Annotated in this window: 14 protein-coding genes and 1 other RNA gene; 3 read left to right on the forward strand and 12 right to left on the reverse strand. The window is 42.7% G+C overall.

The features are described 5' to 3' along the window. Window positions 1-212 precede the first annotated feature (212 nt). The 3 genes from BIW53_RS11485 to BIW53_RS11495 all read left to right on the forward strand — a co-directional run bounded on the left by BIW53_RS11485 (window position 213) and on the right by BIW53_RS11495 (window position 3,793). Entirely contained in the window at window positions 213-932 is a 720-nt protein-coding gene (locus BIW53_RS11485) for a hypothetical protein (RefSeq protein ID WP_070992062.1), read from the forward strand. A gap of 505 nt (window positions 933-1,437) precedes the next feature. Further along, window positions 1,438-1,746 carry a hypothetical protein gene (locus tag BIW53_RS11490; RefSeq protein ID WP_070992063.1) on the forward strand — a complete coding sequence of 103 codons (309 nt, stop codon included), beginning with the start codon at window positions 1,438-1,440 and terminating at the stop codon, window positions 1,744-1,746. An 82-nt stretch (window positions 1,747-1,828) separates the two neighbouring features. Beyond that, on the forward strand, window positions 1,829-3,793 hold the full coding sequence (locus BIW53_RS11495) for a TonB-dependent receptor plug domain-containing protein (protein ID WP_070992064.1): 1,965 nt from the start codon (window positions 1,829-1,831) through the stop codon (window positions 3,791-3,793). Window positions 3,794-3,859: 66 nt separating this feature from the next. On the opposite strand, the gene BIW53_RS11500 is transcribed toward BIW53_RS11495, so the two are convergent. The 12 genes from BIW53_RS11500 to BIW53_RS11560 form a co-directional block, all read right to left on the reverse strand. Continuing rightward, the gene (locus tag BIW53_RS11500; RefSeq protein ID WP_070992065.1) at window positions 3,860-5,263 is read right to left on the reverse strand and encodes an MBL fold metallo-hydrolase RNA specificity domain-containing protein; all 1,404 of its coding nucleotides are present in this window, start codon (window positions 5,261-5,263) and stop codon (window positions 3,860-3,862) included. A 520-nt stretch (window positions 5,264-5,783) separates the two neighbouring features. Then, window positions 5,784-7,586 carry a hypothetical protein gene (locus BIW53_RS11505; protein WP_070992066.1) on the reverse strand — a complete coding sequence of 601 codons (1,803 nt, stop codon included), beginning with the start codon at window positions 7,584-7,586 and terminating at the stop codon, window positions 5,784-5,786. A gap of 57 nt (window positions 7,587-7,643) precedes the next feature. Further along, window positions 7,644-7,847 (reverse strand): terminase gpP N-terminus-related DNA-binding protein, encoded by a 204-nt coding sequence (locus BIW53_RS11510; protein ID WP_070992067.1) that lies wholly within the window; start codon window positions 7,845-7,847, stop codon window positions 7,644-7,646. A gap of 766 nt (window positions 7,848-8,613) precedes the next feature. Further along, an RNA gene (rnpB, locus tag BIW53_RS11520) (RNase P RNA component class A) lies at window positions 8,614-8,974 on the reverse strand. Window positions 8,975-9,012: 38 nt separating this feature from the next. Continuing rightward, on the reverse strand, window positions 9,013-10,209 hold the full coding sequence (locus BIW53_RS11525) for an ABC transporter permease (RefSeq protein ID WP_070992069.1): 1,197 nt from the start codon (window positions 10,207-10,209) through the stop codon (window positions 9,013-9,015). Between the two features lie 3 nt (window positions 10,210-10,212). After that, the gene (locus tag BIW53_RS11530) at window positions 10,213-11,502 is read right to left on the reverse strand and encodes an ABC transporter permease (protein ID WP_070992070.1); all 1,290 of its coding nucleotides are present in this window, start codon (window positions 11,500-11,502) and stop codon (window positions 10,213-10,215) included. Continuing rightward, the gene (locus tag BIW53_RS11535; protein ID WP_245699399.1) at window positions 11,493-12,194 is read right to left on the reverse strand and encodes an ABC transporter ATP-binding protein; all 702 of its coding nucleotides are present in this window, start codon (window positions 12,192-12,194) and stop codon (window positions 11,493-11,495) included. Before BIW53_RS11535 ends, BIW53_RS11530 begins: the two co-directional genes overlap by 10 nt. Window positions 12,195-12,210: 16 nt before the next feature. Then, window positions 12,211-12,993 (reverse strand): ABC transporter permease, encoded by a 783-nt coding sequence (locus tag BIW53_RS11540; RefSeq protein WP_070992071.1) that lies wholly within the window; start codon window positions 12,991-12,993, stop codon window positions 12,211-12,213. A gap of 1 nt (window position 12,994) precedes the next feature. Then, window positions 12,995-13,783 carry an ABC-2 family transporter protein gene (locus tag BIW53_RS11545; RefSeq protein WP_084228140.1) on the reverse strand — a complete coding sequence of 263 codons (789 nt, stop codon included), beginning with the start codon at window positions 13,781-13,783 and terminating at the stop codon, window positions 12,995-12,997. A gap of 3 nt (window positions 13,784-13,786) precedes the next feature. Beyond that, window positions 13,787-14,767 (reverse strand): ABC transporter ATP-binding protein, encoded by a 981-nt coding sequence (locus BIW53_RS11550; RefSeq protein WP_070992075.1) that lies wholly within the window; start codon window positions 14,765-14,767, stop codon window positions 13,787-13,789. Between the two features lie 8 nt (window positions 14,768-14,775). Next, a complete protein-coding gene (locus BIW53_RS11555; RefSeq protein WP_070992077.1) occupies window positions 14,776-16,167 on the reverse strand; it encodes a radical SAM/SPASM domain-containing protein in 1,392 nt (463 codons plus the stop codon). Beyond that, window positions 16,157-17,566, reverse strand: coding sequence for a radical SAM/SPASM domain-containing protein (locus BIW53_RS11560; RefSeq protein WP_070992078.1), 1,410 nt, complete (start codon window positions 17,564-17,566; stop codon window positions 16,157-16,159). The genes BIW53_RS11555 and BIW53_RS11560 overlap by 11 nt, the downstream gene beginning before the upstream one ends. Between the last annotated feature and the right edge of the window lie 5 nt (window positions 17,567-17,571).

A 17,571-nucleotide genomic window follows, 5' to 3' on the forward strand; every position in this document is an offset into this window, starting at 1 on the left:
GCAACATATTGACACTTTATCTACCTGTATACTTTTGATATATAAGCTTTTATATTTAATGTCCCGATATTGTAACTCATTGTCCTTCTTTTTTTAACAGCTGCTTAGAAAAGCCTTTAATCTGTGCACAAATCTGATTCGAGAAGTCGCTGCTCGCTAGTGTTGCTAAAAGAGCACGAACTAATTGAATGCAATTTTTGTAAACATTAAAAATGAAAAAAGGTAAAGATAAAATGACCAGCTCAACAACTTCTAATAATAAAAAATCAATACTGTCAAAAAGTGCCTTGTTAGGTATAAGTGCTCAGTGTTTATTACTTACAACAGCAGCAAATGCAGGTAACAATCCCGTCAATTGTAAAAATGTACAAGTGTCAGAAACGAAAATATATGCAGGCCAAGCGTCGTGTCCTGCTTACCATCACTACACTCGATATGACCAAAATAGAAAGTCTCAACGTCACACATATTCTGAGGTTTTAAGCCAATACGTCCCAGAAACAACTCGACAATGGACGACCTTGTCAGGTATGGCAACTATTAATTCTAATACATGGATGCTAAGAGAGTATACGTATCGAACAGGTATCTCGTGTAACGCAGAAGTTCCCTATTCACATACTGAGCCGACAATGGAACTACAGTGTGAATATACGCCTGTTGCCGGTGTGAGAGTTATCCGTGATGAAGGAACAACCGAAACTTATGTAAAAGCACATGGTGTTGATAGTGACGGACATATTGTGAAAGCAGAGCTTTGGGTCAATGGCGTAAAGCAATCGGGTGATTCATTGAGTTTATATGGCAACTCAGGGGATTCTTTCCAAGTAAGGGGACGAGTGACTGATAATGATGGCCATACCGATGAAATATCTAAAACTGTGACATTAATTAAAAGCCCACCAAGAATGTGTGGTAACGAGCCTTGTTAATTTAAAATCTCTTACAAACATATGGACATGTTAGACACTTAGATTCACGCGTTTAAGTATTGAGGTTAGAGCGGTCGAGTTATATACGAGACCGCTCATTTGACGATAAATTTATTGATTCAGTTACATTTATAACCCATTGCCTATCCGACATGGCCTAAACCACAATCATCCCATGCTCCTGTTTTAACACTGAATATACATCCCTCCTAAATCCACTAGCACGAGCCTACCTTGTAACCTGCCAATATTGATTGAGACTACATCCCTCTTATGCTTTAAAGGCTAGATTACAAGCTTGCCAAAGAGGTAGACCAAAATTCAACGAATGGTTTCACAGTCAGAAAAAGCTTGCTTAACTCAAAGTGAGTACTGCTACCAACTTCACATACTGTTCAAAAGTCCTTACAATATCTAGCTACGTTTACTTGAGAACACGATGTACAAGCCATTGTTAAAATTAATAATAATAATGATTATGCTGACTACCTTTATAGGGCAATCAATGGCTCACCCATCTATGATATTAGACAATGATAGCTTGGTTTCGAACACCTCTGAGCATCAACAAGCATTGGCCACCTCAGGCGATGAACAAATTGCATCGCAAAGTTCGGATGATTGTTGTGAGATTGAGTGTTGTGAAGATGACTGTATTTGCCCAGCAAACACCTGTATTACTTTTCTCTATATTGAAAACCCTGTAATGCATTCTAATTTAGTGAATTTAACTGAGCCTGTGCTACCAGCAAATTCAACCGCTACACGGGCATTTGCCACTTCCTTATACCGCCCTCCTATTTTTACCGTATAGCATCACTAAACAAGAAACATACCTATTTACTTATAGGCGATTGCGCATATGACGCAATTGCTAATGCAGCTTGAGGCATAAAATGCTAAACACATACTCTTTAGTCGCGCTGTCTACCGCGTTGCTATTATCAACATCCTACGCGAGTGAAAACCATCACTCTGAACATGCTGACAAGATTGAGAAAATCCAAGTAACGGCCTCTCGATTAGGTCGCATTGTTACCGAATCCGCCACGCGAATTGAAATCATCAATGGCGAAGAAATTCAAGAAAAAGCCTTGATGCGACCGGGCAACATTTCCATGTTAGTCGCTGAAACAGGTGGAGTACGTGTACAAAACACTTCACCGGCACTTGGTAGCGCCAATATTCGTCTGCAGAGCTTATATGGCCGCTACACACAATTACTCAGTGATGGCTTGCCACTGTACGGAGGTTCAGTTGCCTCTATCGGTTTATTACAAATTCCACCTACCGATCTGGCCGATGTGGAAATCATTAAAGGCTCTGCATCATCACTATATGGCGGTTCCGCCCTAGGTGGAGTGGTAAACTTGATTTCTCGAACGCCCTCTGACGAGCTAGAAGCTGAGATGCTGCTCAATGCCACATCTAAAAATGGGCAGGATGTCACCACTTACCTAGCTGCACCGATAAGTCATGGGCTCCGAGCTTCAATCACCGCCGGCGCACACCACCAGCAGCAACAAGACTTAGATGACGATGGCTGGCTAGATATGGCAAGTTATGAACGAGCCACCATTCGACCTCGCTTTTATTGGTCAGGTGGGAGCGACGCAAACCTCTACCTAACCTTCGGTGCAATGAAAGAAAAACGACAAGGCGGTACGGCTGAGGGGGCGGTAACTCCCGATGGCACTCCTTTTATACAAAATCAAGAAACATTGAGACTTGATAGTGGTTTTACCTTTGAGCAGCCAGTCGGTGACGTGCTTAATCTCAATGTCCGTGGTTCAGCGATGGAGCAGAGACACACTCATGGGTATGGCACCATAAATGAAAATGACAACCATGATAGTTACTTACTAGAATCAAGCGTATCGGGTTACAGCACTGATATTGCCTGGCTTGTGGGTGTAGCTTACCAGTCTGAGCGCTTTAGCTCTGATGAGTTTTCAGCATTCAATTACCATTACCAAGTTCCAGGGCTATTTTCTCAAGTAGATTTTGAAGCAAGTGAAAACACATCCCTTTCATTGAGTGCTCGCACTGACTGGCATAACGAGTATGGTACACAATTTAGTCCACGAATATCTGTGCTCTATAGCCCCAATAACTGGACTGTTCGCGGTAGCTACGGCCAAGGCTTCTTTGCTCCAACCCCATTTATCGAAGATATTGAGGACGCGGGTTTATCTCGCCTTGACCCCCTCAATAACCTTGTGGAAGAGCATGCCACCACCGCGTCGATTGATATGAGTTATGTGTTTGATAGCGTTGAAACCAGCGTCACCCTGTTCTCCTCAAACGTAGACAATGTCACTGAGCTGGAAGTTATCAACCCACTTGCTGAGTCAACAGATAAACAAGTGCGTTTGGTTAACGCGCCTGGTCAAAGTGAGATCCGCGGCGCTGAATTACTGCTACGCTACCGCTGGCATGACCTGAAAATTACCGGCAGTTATTTATACACCGATGCGACTAAGCAGAACCTATCTGGTACGGGGCGTTTACCCTTATCGCTAACTCCAACACATTCAGCTGGTGCTGTTGTCATGTGGGAAGAACATGGTAGTCACTTGTTGGGCTTCGAAGCGTATTACACCGGCACACAGCACCTAGAGAATAACCCTTACCGTGAGAAAGGCGACGCCTATTGGCATTTGGGATTGCTCGGTCAAATTACTTTTGGCAGCGTGAGCTACTTCGTAAACGCCGAAAACCTCCTTGATGTAAGACAGACCAAGGATGAGCGTTTGCTGCTGCCACAACAAGCGCCAAGTGGACGTTGGACAACCGACCTTTGGTCTCGCAACGACGGATTTACCGTCAACGCTGGTGTTCGTATTCAGCTAGGCCACTAACCAACAGCAGCTAGACAAAAAATCCCGCCAAAAAGCGGGATTTTTAATGCTAATCAACACCAGCGTTCAAAATTCAAGAGTATCGCCTAAAATAGGAATTTCAGCCTTAATACCATGCAGTTGCTCAAGTTTGTCGGCCAGGCCCATAAGGGCATCCGGTTCACCATGTACCAACACCACTTTTGGGTCTGTTTTAAAGTGACTCGCCCAATCAACTAGTGCCGCCTGCCCCGCATGTGCAGAAAAGCCGTTTAAAGTTTCAATATTGGCTTTGACGATAATATCATCACCAAACAACTTAACGTGTTGTGCTCCATCGACTAATATCCGACCCAAGGTGCCATTCGCCTGATAGCCAACAAAAATAATGGTATTACGACTATCCCAAATTCGGTGTTTAAAGTGATGGGTGATCCGTCCACCTGTACACATGCCACTGCCAGCTATGATCAAAGCGCCACTGCTTATCTTATTGATAGCCATTGAGTCTTCTGCGTCAACCATCAAGTGCAGGGTAGAGAGAAAGTTCTTTAATAACGTTTGCTCACCCGTACAAAGCTTTTTTACTCCCTCACAGTCCAGTGTTGGTAGCCACTGGTCATAAACAGAAGTGACTTCAATCGCCATTGGACTATCGAGAAAAACCTGCCAATTATCGAGATCTCCCGCCTGTTGTAGCTTGCCAAGATAAAGTAATAGTTCCTGAGTGCGTCCCACTGCAAAAGCGGGGATCATTACATTTCCCCCTCTAACAAAAGCCTCATGCAGAATATCCTTGAGCTGGGTTTGCGTATCACCTAAAGACTTATGCTCCCGATCCCCATAGGTTCCCTCCATCAACACCATATCAGCCTCTTCCAAGCACACAGGGTCATTCATTAGCAAAGTATCGGTATTACCCAAATCGCCAGAGAACACCAATTTCTTTTGTTTGCCATTTTCAGTGACCGTCAACTCGGTAATCGCAGACCCCAGTATATGCCCTGCATCGTGAAAACATACATATGCCCCTTCGCCAATTGCCACTCGTTGCTTATATGCAAGTGGTTTTAGGCAGTCCAATACGTTGAGTACATCCTCTTTAGAATAATGAGCTTCGATATCAGGTAACCCCTTACGTGCACGCTTACGATTTTCCCGGCGTAAATCGTTTTCGTACAAACTCAACGCGTCAAATAGCATGATGGGTAATAGTTGCGCCGTTGCTTCGGTGCAATAGATAGGGCCTGCAAACCCTTCATGTAACAAAGACGGTAACCGACCACAGTGGTCTAAATGAACGTGAGATAGAATGACCATGTCTATACTGCAAGGATTAAAAGCAAACTGTTCGCGGGAAATAAAGTGTTTTGCTCTCATCCCTTGATGCATACCGCAATCTAGAAGGACCTCTCCAAGCGCATCCGAGTGAACAAGATGACATGACCCCGTAACTTCTTGCACCGCACCGTAAAATGTAACTGTTGCCATTGATTTCTCTCACATTTATTCGTGGGTAAAAACCCAAAGTATGAGAGTAAGTGTAGCTAGTAAAACGCCAAGCGTTGGGAATTCAAGAGAATTATTGATTGTGACATGAGTAATAGTATGTTTTATAAAGTGGCTTTTTGCTCATAAGCAGAAAACCGTGTACCAAACAGTACATGGAAATGTGATTTGGTGATGGGTGATTTTAGCGAACCGCTTGACTTACATAAGTAAATCAAGCGGTTACTAAAATTATTGAGTCAGCCTGTAAGTCAACTGAATCGTCCAATGACAATCTGGATAGACTAAATACCAACATGGTTTCAGATGGTTTGGAATTTTTAAATACGAACCTGTTCCTGCACCTTCGATACAGGGGTTTATGCAAAGTCAGATAACATTGCTAATTAGATAAACAGGTCTCTCTTTGTCGATTTTGCTGCTACCAAATGTTTCTAAAGCTTAGCTCATAACTGGCTGAGGCCACTGTAATTGTTCTATAAAAACTACTAAATGCTAAGAATCATAGTTCAATGTTCGACTCTAAAACTTGTTCTTTCATCCAAGAGACAGGATTCCAAGTAACAGAGTGGCGTTCTTTTAACGATTCAAGAGCACCTCCCCATTCAGTATTTATTATATGATGCTCAATAATCCCTAACAAACCATGCTTAGAACCGGGAACATTGAGTGATAGGGGGAGTTCTTGTGGTCCCAAGTCCCCATTACGCTTCTTTACATAGTACGACTCGATTATCCAAATGGTGTATAAATGCGATTGCTTTCTTAATTTTCCGAGCAAATCACTCACAATATCAAAGTGAATCAACCTCATTTTGTTAAAAGTGCCATGACTAACTTTTTTACCTTCTACGGAGCACACCAAAGAATAGTGTATCTCTTCATATATTGACTTAAAGAAAGACAAACTTGTTGGTCTCAGCTTACTGATACTGTGTTTATCCCGTAAATCAGGATCGTTTTTGATGATCCAATCATGAGCTTTCTTCAAATCATTATAAATTGAATAATTATTTTTAGATGACCCCGCTATCTTACTTTTTACAGCCTTATTTCTTGACGATTGGGGGCTCTTTAGTATAGCTACAATTAAAATGCATATATTCATTTGGGTAGTAGGCATAAGTTGACGCAAGGTTTTGTTTGTGAACGAAAGCATACGTGCTAACGTGCTTGCCATTGCAACCCATTCTTTTTTGAATTCGTTCTCAGGTATGCCCAACTCATTCATTAGTCCCTCAATTCGCTCATTCTCATTATTGGATGTTAGCCAATCTGTGCTGTGCGAAAAGGTGAAAAACTCATCGCTACACAACTTAATAAGCTCATTTTCTGCAAGGAAGGAGTTAGAAAACTGATTCACCAAAATGGTATGCTGTAATTGATCCATTAACTTCTGATCATAGTCTTTGTAGTGATGATTAACTAAACCTCCAACCACCTCAGATTTACACACTTCAAATCTATTTAAAATCCTCTCCTTTGTTGACTCTATATTTTTCCCTTTAGTTAAAGCAACCCATAGTTCTTGTTTAACTTGTTCTTCCAAAACTCGCAAATAATAAGGTATCTGATTAATCCGAAACGAATATGTATCATCACCGGCAGCTTTTCCTTCATCAATTTCAAAGTAAAAGCGTTTAATAACTGCAGTGTTCAATTTGGCGTGTTCGTCGCTACTCATATTGAAATCAACGATATTATCCATGCTAGCTTGACTGGCTTTACTTGGCTCCCTGTACCTAATCAGCTCCATCCATTTCTTATTGATTAGACTTAGCTTGTGCTTAAGAACTACCAATTTAAAGCAGGATGATTTTGCTTCAACTTTATATTTCTCCTTGATTTCTTTCCCTTCCACATCTCCATCTTCATATGGTAATAGCTGTAAGATTCCCTCTATTTCTCGAGAAAGTTGAAAAGATTGATGCTCATTAGATGATCGCCCATATTCTTTTTGCAAATACGAAAGCAGCCCCCTCTCATTTAATTCATGGTCTTTAAGCTTTCGAGGATTAGATGGCTCGTATCGTGCCGGATATATGCAAAGTAAATACCGATCAAAAAGCACCCCGCTATTCTTATAACATTCATCATTTATAAGCTCATTTTGAACATCAATACTTTGCTGTAAGAACTTTTCTCTAAAACCTTCAGGCTCCTTACCTTCTATCAGAGTAGCAATAAACTTTCGGTAAAGAGGGCTGAAGTATTCAGGCGTGTTATACCAATGCACTTCTGACTTACTAAGGTACCGAATTAGCGTTTCTTCTTTCAAATTTTCAATTGTCTTGCTCAACGTCATAATTCATCCCTTCAATAGGAAGCCATCACTTAACAAAAGTGATGGCTTAACCCAAACTTAACCTGCGAATAACCCTTTACGACCTCTATGAGCATCAATTCGCTTGTATATGGTACCGCTTTGAATTCCAATTTTTTTGGATATTTCAGGAACAGAATAACCTTTGTCATACAAATTTTGCAGACTAGTGTTCTGATCCTTAATTGGCATGTTGCTAAACAGCTCAGCATTGATTGTGTTTTGAATTCCAGAAAAGAACATATCTCTTTCTCCATAATAAATTTTAATAGAAACAAGTACTGACTTAAGTAATTGTTGGCTCTTTCACATTTATAATTGCATAGCTAGAGATATTTCACATGCGACAGAATCTTATAAAAAATAACTCGACCTCTAAACCTCGAACAAAAACACCTTTTATATGATTTCAAATGGTTGGAAATTTTTGTGTTTGTACAAAACAATGTACTGCAGATACTCGGATTCATATGGGGATATGTGAAATTTTAGAAAACCGCCTGAAAGACCGAGCGGTTACTAAAACTTTTGTAACAACTTACAATAAAACGATTACTTCCAGCGAAATAGCAAGGACATTAATGATTATCAATGGTAGTCATCCGGATCAGTTCAAAGGTTAGGGCTTGCTTCATATCGTCCGTAATACTTTTTGCTTTAAATACTAGTTGTTTAGTATCTATATCGTTACGAGAACTAGCAAGTTCTTTGAGTCTATTTACATGTGGGGATATTAAATCTAATCGCTGAAGTGCGCATTGGAGGTTTTTAGTTTTGAGTGAGATTCGTATATCGGAGCCGATAAACTTACGAGGAAAGACATAGCGAAAATAAAAACGTTCGTTACGTAAGATGAGGTTTTCAGGGAGTTTTATGTGTCTCATTTCGTTACCTAAGTTAGATAACGTATTGCATCAAATGGCACACTATTTGGCACAGTTTTAATTTTTTGTGCCATGAAATTAGTGGTTCAAGCGTAAGCACCTGATAGTTCAAATGCTTACGCTTGAATTTGAGTCAGCCTATAAGCCGGGTTCTGTACTCTTGCGAGCGATAATCATTCGTCTAGGCCTAGGATCGCTCCTAGGCTCAAGCAACCTACCCGGTTCCGATGTGGGCCACACCATAAGGAACCCTATTTGGTCTTGCTCCGGGTGGAGTTTACCTTGCGACCAACTGTTACCAGTGGCCCGGTGCGCTCTTACCGCACCCTTTCACCCTTACCAGCTCGAAAACTGGCGGTCTCCTCTCTGCTGCACTTGTCGTAGGCTTTCGCCTCCCAGCCGTTAGCTGGCACCCTGCCCTGTGGAGCCCGGACTTTCCTCCCCCTGATCATTTTCGTCACAGGCAGCGATTATCCAGCTGACTCGGCGCGGATTATACGCTGAATCATGATATATGCCTATAGTCATCCGCGATAAATTATCTCTGCGAGAGTGGATTTTTGAGTTTGTGCTAAGTGAAATACAACCACCAAGTTCACCAATAGCAGCATCCCAGTACCTATTGCCAACACTATTGAGTTACTTACCTTAGCAATGGCAAAGGCTTCGTTTAACCAATTTGCAAAAAAAGCTGACAACAGTGTACCTGTGAGAACACCTATCAGACACACAGCAGAAAATTCCAATGTTACCGCTAGTATTTGCTGATTAGCGCTCAGTCCCAAAGCTCTGGCAATGCCCATCGACTTTTTGCGAGCAACAAAATTAAACTTCACCACGCCCCATACAGCGGCAAACACCACCAGCACAAATGCCATGATCACCGCTTTTAATATTGCGCCCAAAGCCATTTCTTTTTGCAAACCCAATGAACGTTGTGCCAGCAAGGGTTCGTTCCGAGTGAGCAGCCGCTTTACCTCCTGAGCATAAATCACATCTGCTAACTTTTTCTGCAATTGTTGGATGTTCTGTGCATGGCTTGTATGAACTAGCATTGACGTCCATTTCCCTAGTTTCAGCTGCGGTAACACAAGGGTAAACTTACCCCGTTGTGACTTAAAGTTGGCGCCCACCAAAGGTTTTAACACGCCAATCACAGTGTAACTCTGGCTTGAGGTTTGTATGGTTTTACCCAAAGGTGAAGTATCTCCAAAAATCTCTGTTGCCAGTGTTTGATTGATGATTGCCAAAGTGGCTTCTTGAGCTTCTTCAGCCGTGGCTGGCACGACTTCAGAGGCTGTAAAGTTACGCCCTGCTACCAATTCTATGTCTAACGCGGGTAAAAAATGTTCATCGGCATAAAACACACTAACGGTTAGCTCGTCTTGCGCATCGCCGCGTTTTAATGTCATCTCTGGGCCACCGCCGCCATAAGGAGTAGGCGAAGCAAAACTGACGGTATCTATCTCAGGCAAAGATAACAACGCTTCTCTATCAGCTTGCGCCTGCGCACTGTAATCCACCCCTTCTTCTAAATACTTAACCCATAATGCTATGGTGTTCGCCCCCAAATAAGGAGTTTGCTCGATGTCCTGATGGGTTTTTAGTAATACCGCCACCGCATTGACTAGAACCATCACCGCCAACGCAATAATGACCCCCATCATCGCAAAAGGTAGCTTTCGGTAACTAATAAATTTCAGTATTGTTTTTATGTTCATAGCTTACCTGCGAATATAGATGCTCTTGCTGTGACAACATTGACTGATCGGCAGCACACTTGCCAAAACCACTCCAAGCAAACAGCATGCAGCGGCGATAATAATCGGTGTTATATCCAAACTTGCTACCTGTTGATAACTGCTGCCATAGAGCTTTTCCATGTAACTTAAGCCTAGCGCCGTTAGCAACAGCCCCAATGAGCAACCACTTAATGCCAATAAGCTCAGCTCGGCAAACAGCAAGCGAGATACATATTGCTTTGATGCGCCAAGCGCTCGATACACATTCAAAGAGCGACGCCGTGTGGCATAACTTGCAAACAACAGCGCAGCCACACACACCAAGCAAATCACTAAAAACACCACAGCTAATATCAACAGCAGCTTACTATCACTATTAACGACCTGATTTCTCTGCAACCATTGAGCTGGAGTGAGCAACTCAAACTGATCACGCCCACGTAGCATTCTGCCTTTTAAAAATTGCTGTTCAGTATATCCTGCCAAGGCAGAACGGAATGCGGCCATGCTTTGTGTTGAGTCAAATTGAGTCCACAATTGCAGCCAAATCATTGAGGTTGTCAGTACATCTCGAAAGCCGCTAATTGGCTCATCTCTCCAGCCAAGTAGGCGACCATGAGGCAACACGTCATTCTCAATTGCAGTATAAAAAGGTATGTATAGATCTTCCGTTGCAGCATAGGGGTCCACATGTAAATCGTACACCTTGGGTGTCATTTCAAAATCCTTAAGTACCCCCACCACGGTGTAAGCTTTACTGTCTAAATACACCAACTGTCCAACACTATCTTTTGAGTCAAATAGTACTTTATTAGCATGATGAGACAACACCACAACCGCTGTTCGATTGATATCCTCAGCCATACTCCATGGGGCACCATACTTAAATTGAGCTCGGAAAATGCTGAAAAAGTCAGGCGTTGTGGCCCTTGTTGTCAGTTCATAAACATAGGAAGAATCAGGCTGCTGAGCCACAAGCTTAGAGTCGTAAGTAAGCGCCCCCTTACCTTCCCCCAATAACTCTAGCAATGCCGTACCATCTTGATAGCTAAGTAACGGAGGGAGCCATTGTAAGTCTTTGTCCGGACTCCAATCATCAATAATCACATAACGTGTATTGTGTTGACCGTCAGACATGGGGTTACTCGACATAATATGATATACGCTGTAAGTGGTGCCAAAGGCGCCAAGGCCCGTTGCGATTAGCAACACCACCAGCACACTCACTAATGACTGCGATGTTAGATTAGAAACTAAAGTGCTTAACCGCATGAGGCTAGCTCCTGTGGCTGGGCCTCTTGAATCTGGCCATCAGACAAGCATATTTTTCTCGATGCCAAGTTAGACAGGTGTTCATCATGAGTCACCATTAAAATGGTTGTGCCTTGGCGATTAATTTCCTGCAATAACTGCATGATCTCAATGGCCATTTGAGAGTTTAAGTTACCTGTAGGCTCGTCCGCTAGGATCATTTTTGGCTCACCAACCAGTGCTCGTGCAATCGCAACACGTTGCTGTTGTCCACCTGAAAGCAAATAAGGTTTATGGTGCACTCTTCCTTGCAATCCCATTCTTTGCAATTGGTACTGTGCCCGGTCTTTTGCGTGCTGTGTTTTTACACCTGAAATTTCAAGCGGCAACATCACATTACTCAACACATCCAACTCTGGTAGCAAGTTAAAATCTTGGAAAATAAAACCCAGATAGCGATTACGTATTGCAGATAGCTTCGCATCGTTCAATTTACTTACGTCTTTACCTGCTAACTCCAAACTACCGCTTTGAAAGCGCTCAAGTAGCCCTATGGTGTTGAGCAAAGTGGTTTTCCCCGCCCCAGAGGGGCCAACAATAGATACAAACTCTCCCTCATTGACGGAAAAAGACAATGATTTAAACACTTCTGTGCGAATGCTTCCCACATCGTAATACTTGCTTAGTGCATGTGCTTTAATAATTGATTGCATTATAAATTTCCTGAAGTTAGCCACCCAAAGACTGATACTTTGGTCTGCCAATGACCCATAACCCTTTGCCCAATAGAGCAAACACGACCAGCCAGAAAAGCTGCAATTGCATTGCCGCGAGGCCTGTTACCCCACCGGTGTCGATAATTTGAGAGATAGGCGCATGAAATAACGCCGCAAAGGGTGAATAAGACGCGATACTTCCCAACCAGCCAGGCAAAATACTCAGCGGTAAAAGCTGTCCGGAAAGTAACATCATGATGCTAAAAAGGATGTCTCTTAGCCCAAACACCTTTTCAAGCCACAGCGATAAAAGTCCAATCACTTTTTGAATTTCGATGAGGATTAGCAAAGACACTACAGTGGCGATAAAAAATTGCAGCCAGCTACTGACGCCATACTGAGCCTGTGAATACCACACAGCCACAGCTAATACCGGTGTGGCAAACAGTGCATCGACACACGGCCTTGCGAGGTTTTTTGTACTAATCACGGTTAAGTAATCAAATGGTCGACACAGGTATTTATCTAATCCACCTTCGTTGATGTCGCTCCATACCTGATAGTTGACTGAATAAGCACTTGAGAGAAATGCATTAATAAAGTGCACCAAAAAGTAATACATCACCACATCTTGAAAACCAAGCCCAGCTACAGCGTCTGTAAACTGGAAAATCCCTCGCCACAGCAAATAGATGATCAACAATTGCAGAGGGTGTGATAACAGCCATGCATACAAATTCATTCTAAAATGCGTGACTTCTTTAAGCTCTATTCTGATCAGATTAATAATGCTCATTTTATCCTCCCAGCGAATCGTATCGACGTAATGCACAGCGCCATAGCCAGCAAAATAAAAGCAGCCAACCGCCTAACAAACCCAGTTGAGCCAACAGCAAAACACCACTGTTGCCATAACTTCCCATCAAAATCATCACCGGCACCGATGACACCAACCCAATGGGTAGAACGTAAATCAAGAAATGCTGTAACAGCTTGGGAAATAAAGTGATGGGGTAGCGCTGAAAGTCAGAGAAACTATTTATCAAATAAAACAGTTTATCTATATTGCCAAACCAGAATGCACTGAGCGCAATACACCCTTCCATCAGCACTAGCGTCAAACTACCAGCAACAATCGAAAACACAAACAACACAAAGTTACTGGCTTCAAATTCAAAGCTATACACTTCATTAAGTAGCACAAACAAAATGCTACAGGTGAGCAATGAATGTCCCGCTGCCCAGATTTTGGTATCTTCTGCTAGTAATGCCATAAGCGGTGAAATGGGACGACATAAGTATTTGTCCAAATCACCGTTAATGACTTTTTCACTCATAGTTGTAAAGCCAAAAAACAACATACGGACCGATGAAAAAACCAACCCAACTAAAATAAGCAAAGCTAGGCTGCCCTTATCCCAAACTCCCAGGTTGGTGTTAAGTTGACCAAGCAAAGCATCCCAGAAAATAATAAAGATCCCTTGGTAGATCAGTATATGTAATATGCTGATCACAAAGTCGCTACGAAACACCGACAGATCCTTAAAAGACATCTGTAGATATCTAAAGAACACTTTAATATCCATAGCTTACTCTCTCACAGACGTCATAAAGTGATGAATAGCGTGATCCAAGCTGGGCGGTGAAATGCTCACATCCGCAACTTGTGGTTGAAACGCTAATCTCGATAGTGTTTCCTTAGCCTGTTCATTAGAGGTTTTTATACGATAGTAATTATCTTCCACCAGTTCATACTCGAACCCCGCAAGCAATTGCTCATCAAGTGCACTGAGCGTTTTTATCTCTAGAATTTTGAAATGTTCGTAGGATAACAATTCAGTAGTTCTGCCATCATAAATGACACGACCCGCATTCATGATAACGCTGCGCTGGCAGTAATGATGAACATCCGCCATGTTATGAGAGGTCATGATAATGGTGGTGCCATGCTCTCGATTTAACTGCAACAGGAAGTTCATTAAATTAAGCCGAGACACCGGATCCAGCGCAATGGTCGGTTCATCCAAAAAAATAAGCTCGGGGCGATGCAACAAAGACGCTGCCACTTCCGCTTTCATTCTTTGCCCTAACGACAGTTTTTTGGGTGGTGATGTTAATAGTGATTCAAGGCCCAATAAGCTGCTCAGCTCATCAATGCGTTGGTTAGCCTCTGTGCGGCTTAGTTTGTAAATAGAGGCATATAAGTGAAAAGACTCAATGATAGCCACATTCCACCACAACAAACTCTTTTGCCCAAACACGGCCCCGATTTTTTGCGTATACGCTTTGCGCTCTTTTACAGGGTGATGGCCCAACACTTTTAACTGTCCCGAATCAGCTTGTAGTATGCCTGTAAGCAACTTTAACAGTGTGGTCTTGCCGGAGCCATTGGTGCCCAAAAGGCCAACAAATTCGCCTTTTTCCACCGACAAACTCACATCGTCAATGACCTTAAATTGCTGCTTGGGAGGTGAAAGCCATCCTTTAATTTTGCCCGAAATAGTGCGCGCCTCGGACGATGCGGGTCGAAAGAATACCTTGTTAACACTGTTAGCTTGTAAGATTTCCATATGGCACCTCAAAACATTTCGATAGGTGGTTCCGGTAACTTTGCGCACAAGTAATCCGGTGCGTACAGTCGACCATTAATGAGTTGAGCCCGGTAATAGCAACGCTGACGTACGTTGCACGCGTCAAAGTGACCACAGTCATAACAAGGCGTCCCCTGATACTCTTCTTGGGGAGGGTTGAGGAGGTAAGTCAGCGCGTCTCCATTCCAAATATCTTTGATGGTGGATTCTTTCACGTTACCTATTCTGGCTTGCTCATATGGCATGGTGCGATCACAGGTTGCACATTCGCCATCCGAGCCTATCACCAAGGCAGTCTTTCCTCCTGAACATGCGCCAAAGCCAGGGATAGACAAGGATATATCTCTTTCACTGTGCAAAGGGATGTTACCAATTTCGACATCAGGATATTGTGCTGCAATCTCATTGACGGCACCTACTAGAGCCTCTCGTTGTTCGTGCGAGATCAGTAAACTATCATCATGCTTGTGCTCTGAACGCAGATAGCTAGACATGCCAATATCTTTAATGCCTTTATCTTCAATCAAATGCAGTAATAAATTGGTTATACCATCGATATTTTTTGCTGTAACAACAATATTGGCTCGTACCTTCAAATCGTACTTTTGGCACAACTCTATCGTTTGATTAATTTTGGGTAGCCAGTTGTTCACCCTAACTATCGCGTCGGCAAGATGAGGGATATGGCTATCAATACTGACTTGCAGCGTATCAAGTCCAGCTTTGGCAAGTCGTTCAATCAGACTCTCACGCAAAGGCATTTTGGTCGACACATCGACAAAAACATCATTGCTGAGTAAGTACTCAATAATATCGATCATGTCTTTGCGTAAAAACGGGTCACCACCGTGCAAATTGATGTACTTCACACCCAATGACACACATTCCTCTAGAAACTTAAACGCCTGTTCAGTACTCAGTTCATAAGGGGCGATTTCATTTGCTTTTAAAGTAGGGATCACACAGTAAACACAATCCGCAGGACAGCGATTAGTGGTCATCCACACTACGGTGTTAGGTACTTCTAACTTGTTATTCCAGGGTTTATTTTCAGGCTCATAAATAAAATCAGCTGGATCATAACGCCCTGTTGAATGCGCAAACGGTTCACTTTGACACTCGATAAAATCCGCAACTTGAACAAGAAGCTCACTGATCAACTGCTGCGCCTTGAGCAATTCCATCTCGTAGATTTCAACGAGTGCTTCGCTGATCTCTGTCGTACTATTTCGACCATTGCACAGTGACAAAACCAAACCATGAACCGGAAACATAGAAGCGTACTTTTCACCGCTAACAACGATAAATAGAATGACGCGATTAGACTCTTTTACTAACCGTGACTTTTCTTTCAATCTTATATATTGATTAACAAACACTTTTCACCCCCACCATATACTTACACGCCCCTTCCTGAGGACCATACAATGTGCCAGTTGACATGTAGGCACCGTAATAACAACGACCGCGAATATTGCAGGTGTCAAAGCTATCGCATGTAAAACAAGGCGTGCCTTTGTACTTTTCTCTTGGCGGGTCCAGTGATTCAAGCAGTGCTTTGCTGGTCCAAGCTTCATAGACACTTTGATTGAGTACGCTTCCCACTATCATGTCGCCCCCAGGCAGCTTCTTATCACAGCGTGAAATATCACCATTTGGGTAAAACAGAAGTTGTGTGCGACCGTTATGACAGACAAATCCATCTATACTGTAATCCATACTTTTCGCTTTTTGCTCATTGCGAAACACGACCTGTAACCGCGGCTTTGTTGAGATGAATTCATCGACCACTTGGCGGACCTCGCGCTGCTGCTCATCCGATGCATGTAGCGCATCATCATGCCTTTGTAAGTTGTCTGAGTAAGTATCGATAACAATCGAATAAGCGCCTAAATGCTCTAGCTGTTCCAGCGTCTGACGATAGGTATCAGCGTTAAGCGAGGTCAGTAGTGATTTGGCATGTACTCGAATACCTGCCTGTACAAAATGTGCCACTGTTTGAGATATTTTCTTGGCGAAGCCACCAATCCCCGTTAATGCAGTAGCGGAGTCTTTTTCTAAGCTATCTATGCTCAAATAAGCATCTTTTAGTCCGGCCTGTGCTAATTTTTGTGCATTCTCAGCGCTGACAAATTGCTTAGAGATGAAGTCAGGTGTCAAGCCATGTTCAAGCGCATAGATCATTACCTCATAAATATCCTCTCTAAGTAGTGGTTCTCCGCCTGTCAGCATGATTTCTTTACCGCCCAACTGAGCCGTTTCACGGATCAACCTTTTCAACACGTTAATATCAACGGTTGAATCTTCCGTTTTGCTGCTCAAAGGCGCTCCTTGATAACAATACACACACTTGCGATTACAATTACCCGTCACCAACCATTGCAAAGACAATGGGAAAGGTGAACGATTTCCTTTAAACACGGTGGAGCGCGTTGTCATTTTTTCAGTACGCGCAAGGGTGCACAACTGCCTCTGTAATTGAGCGATATCTACTGCAATCCCTTTGGCGGTTAAATCATCACTAAAATGAGATTCAAACACTACATCAACATCATCAGTAATTTCCTGCGCATCCGCAAAAGCAACCCCAAACTGGGTTTGAATATCAGCAACGATATCAGCCAAAGGCTGTTGTTTATCTAAACTAATGAGGATGTAAACAACCAATGGGTGAAGCATTATTGATGGCGCTTGTGACTGTCCTTCTAGTGGATAATAGTCGAGAAGATAGTGCTCATTTTCAGAGCGTAACTGAGCAAGTTTGCCAAATCTTTTCATCATCC

It is taken from the genome of Pseudoalteromonas byunsanensis, assembly GCF_001854475.1.
In the GTDB taxonomy this organism is placed as follows: domain Bacteria; phylum Pseudomonadota; class Gammaproteobacteria; order Enterobacterales; family Alteromonadaceae; genus Pseudoalteromonas; species Pseudoalteromonas byunsanensis.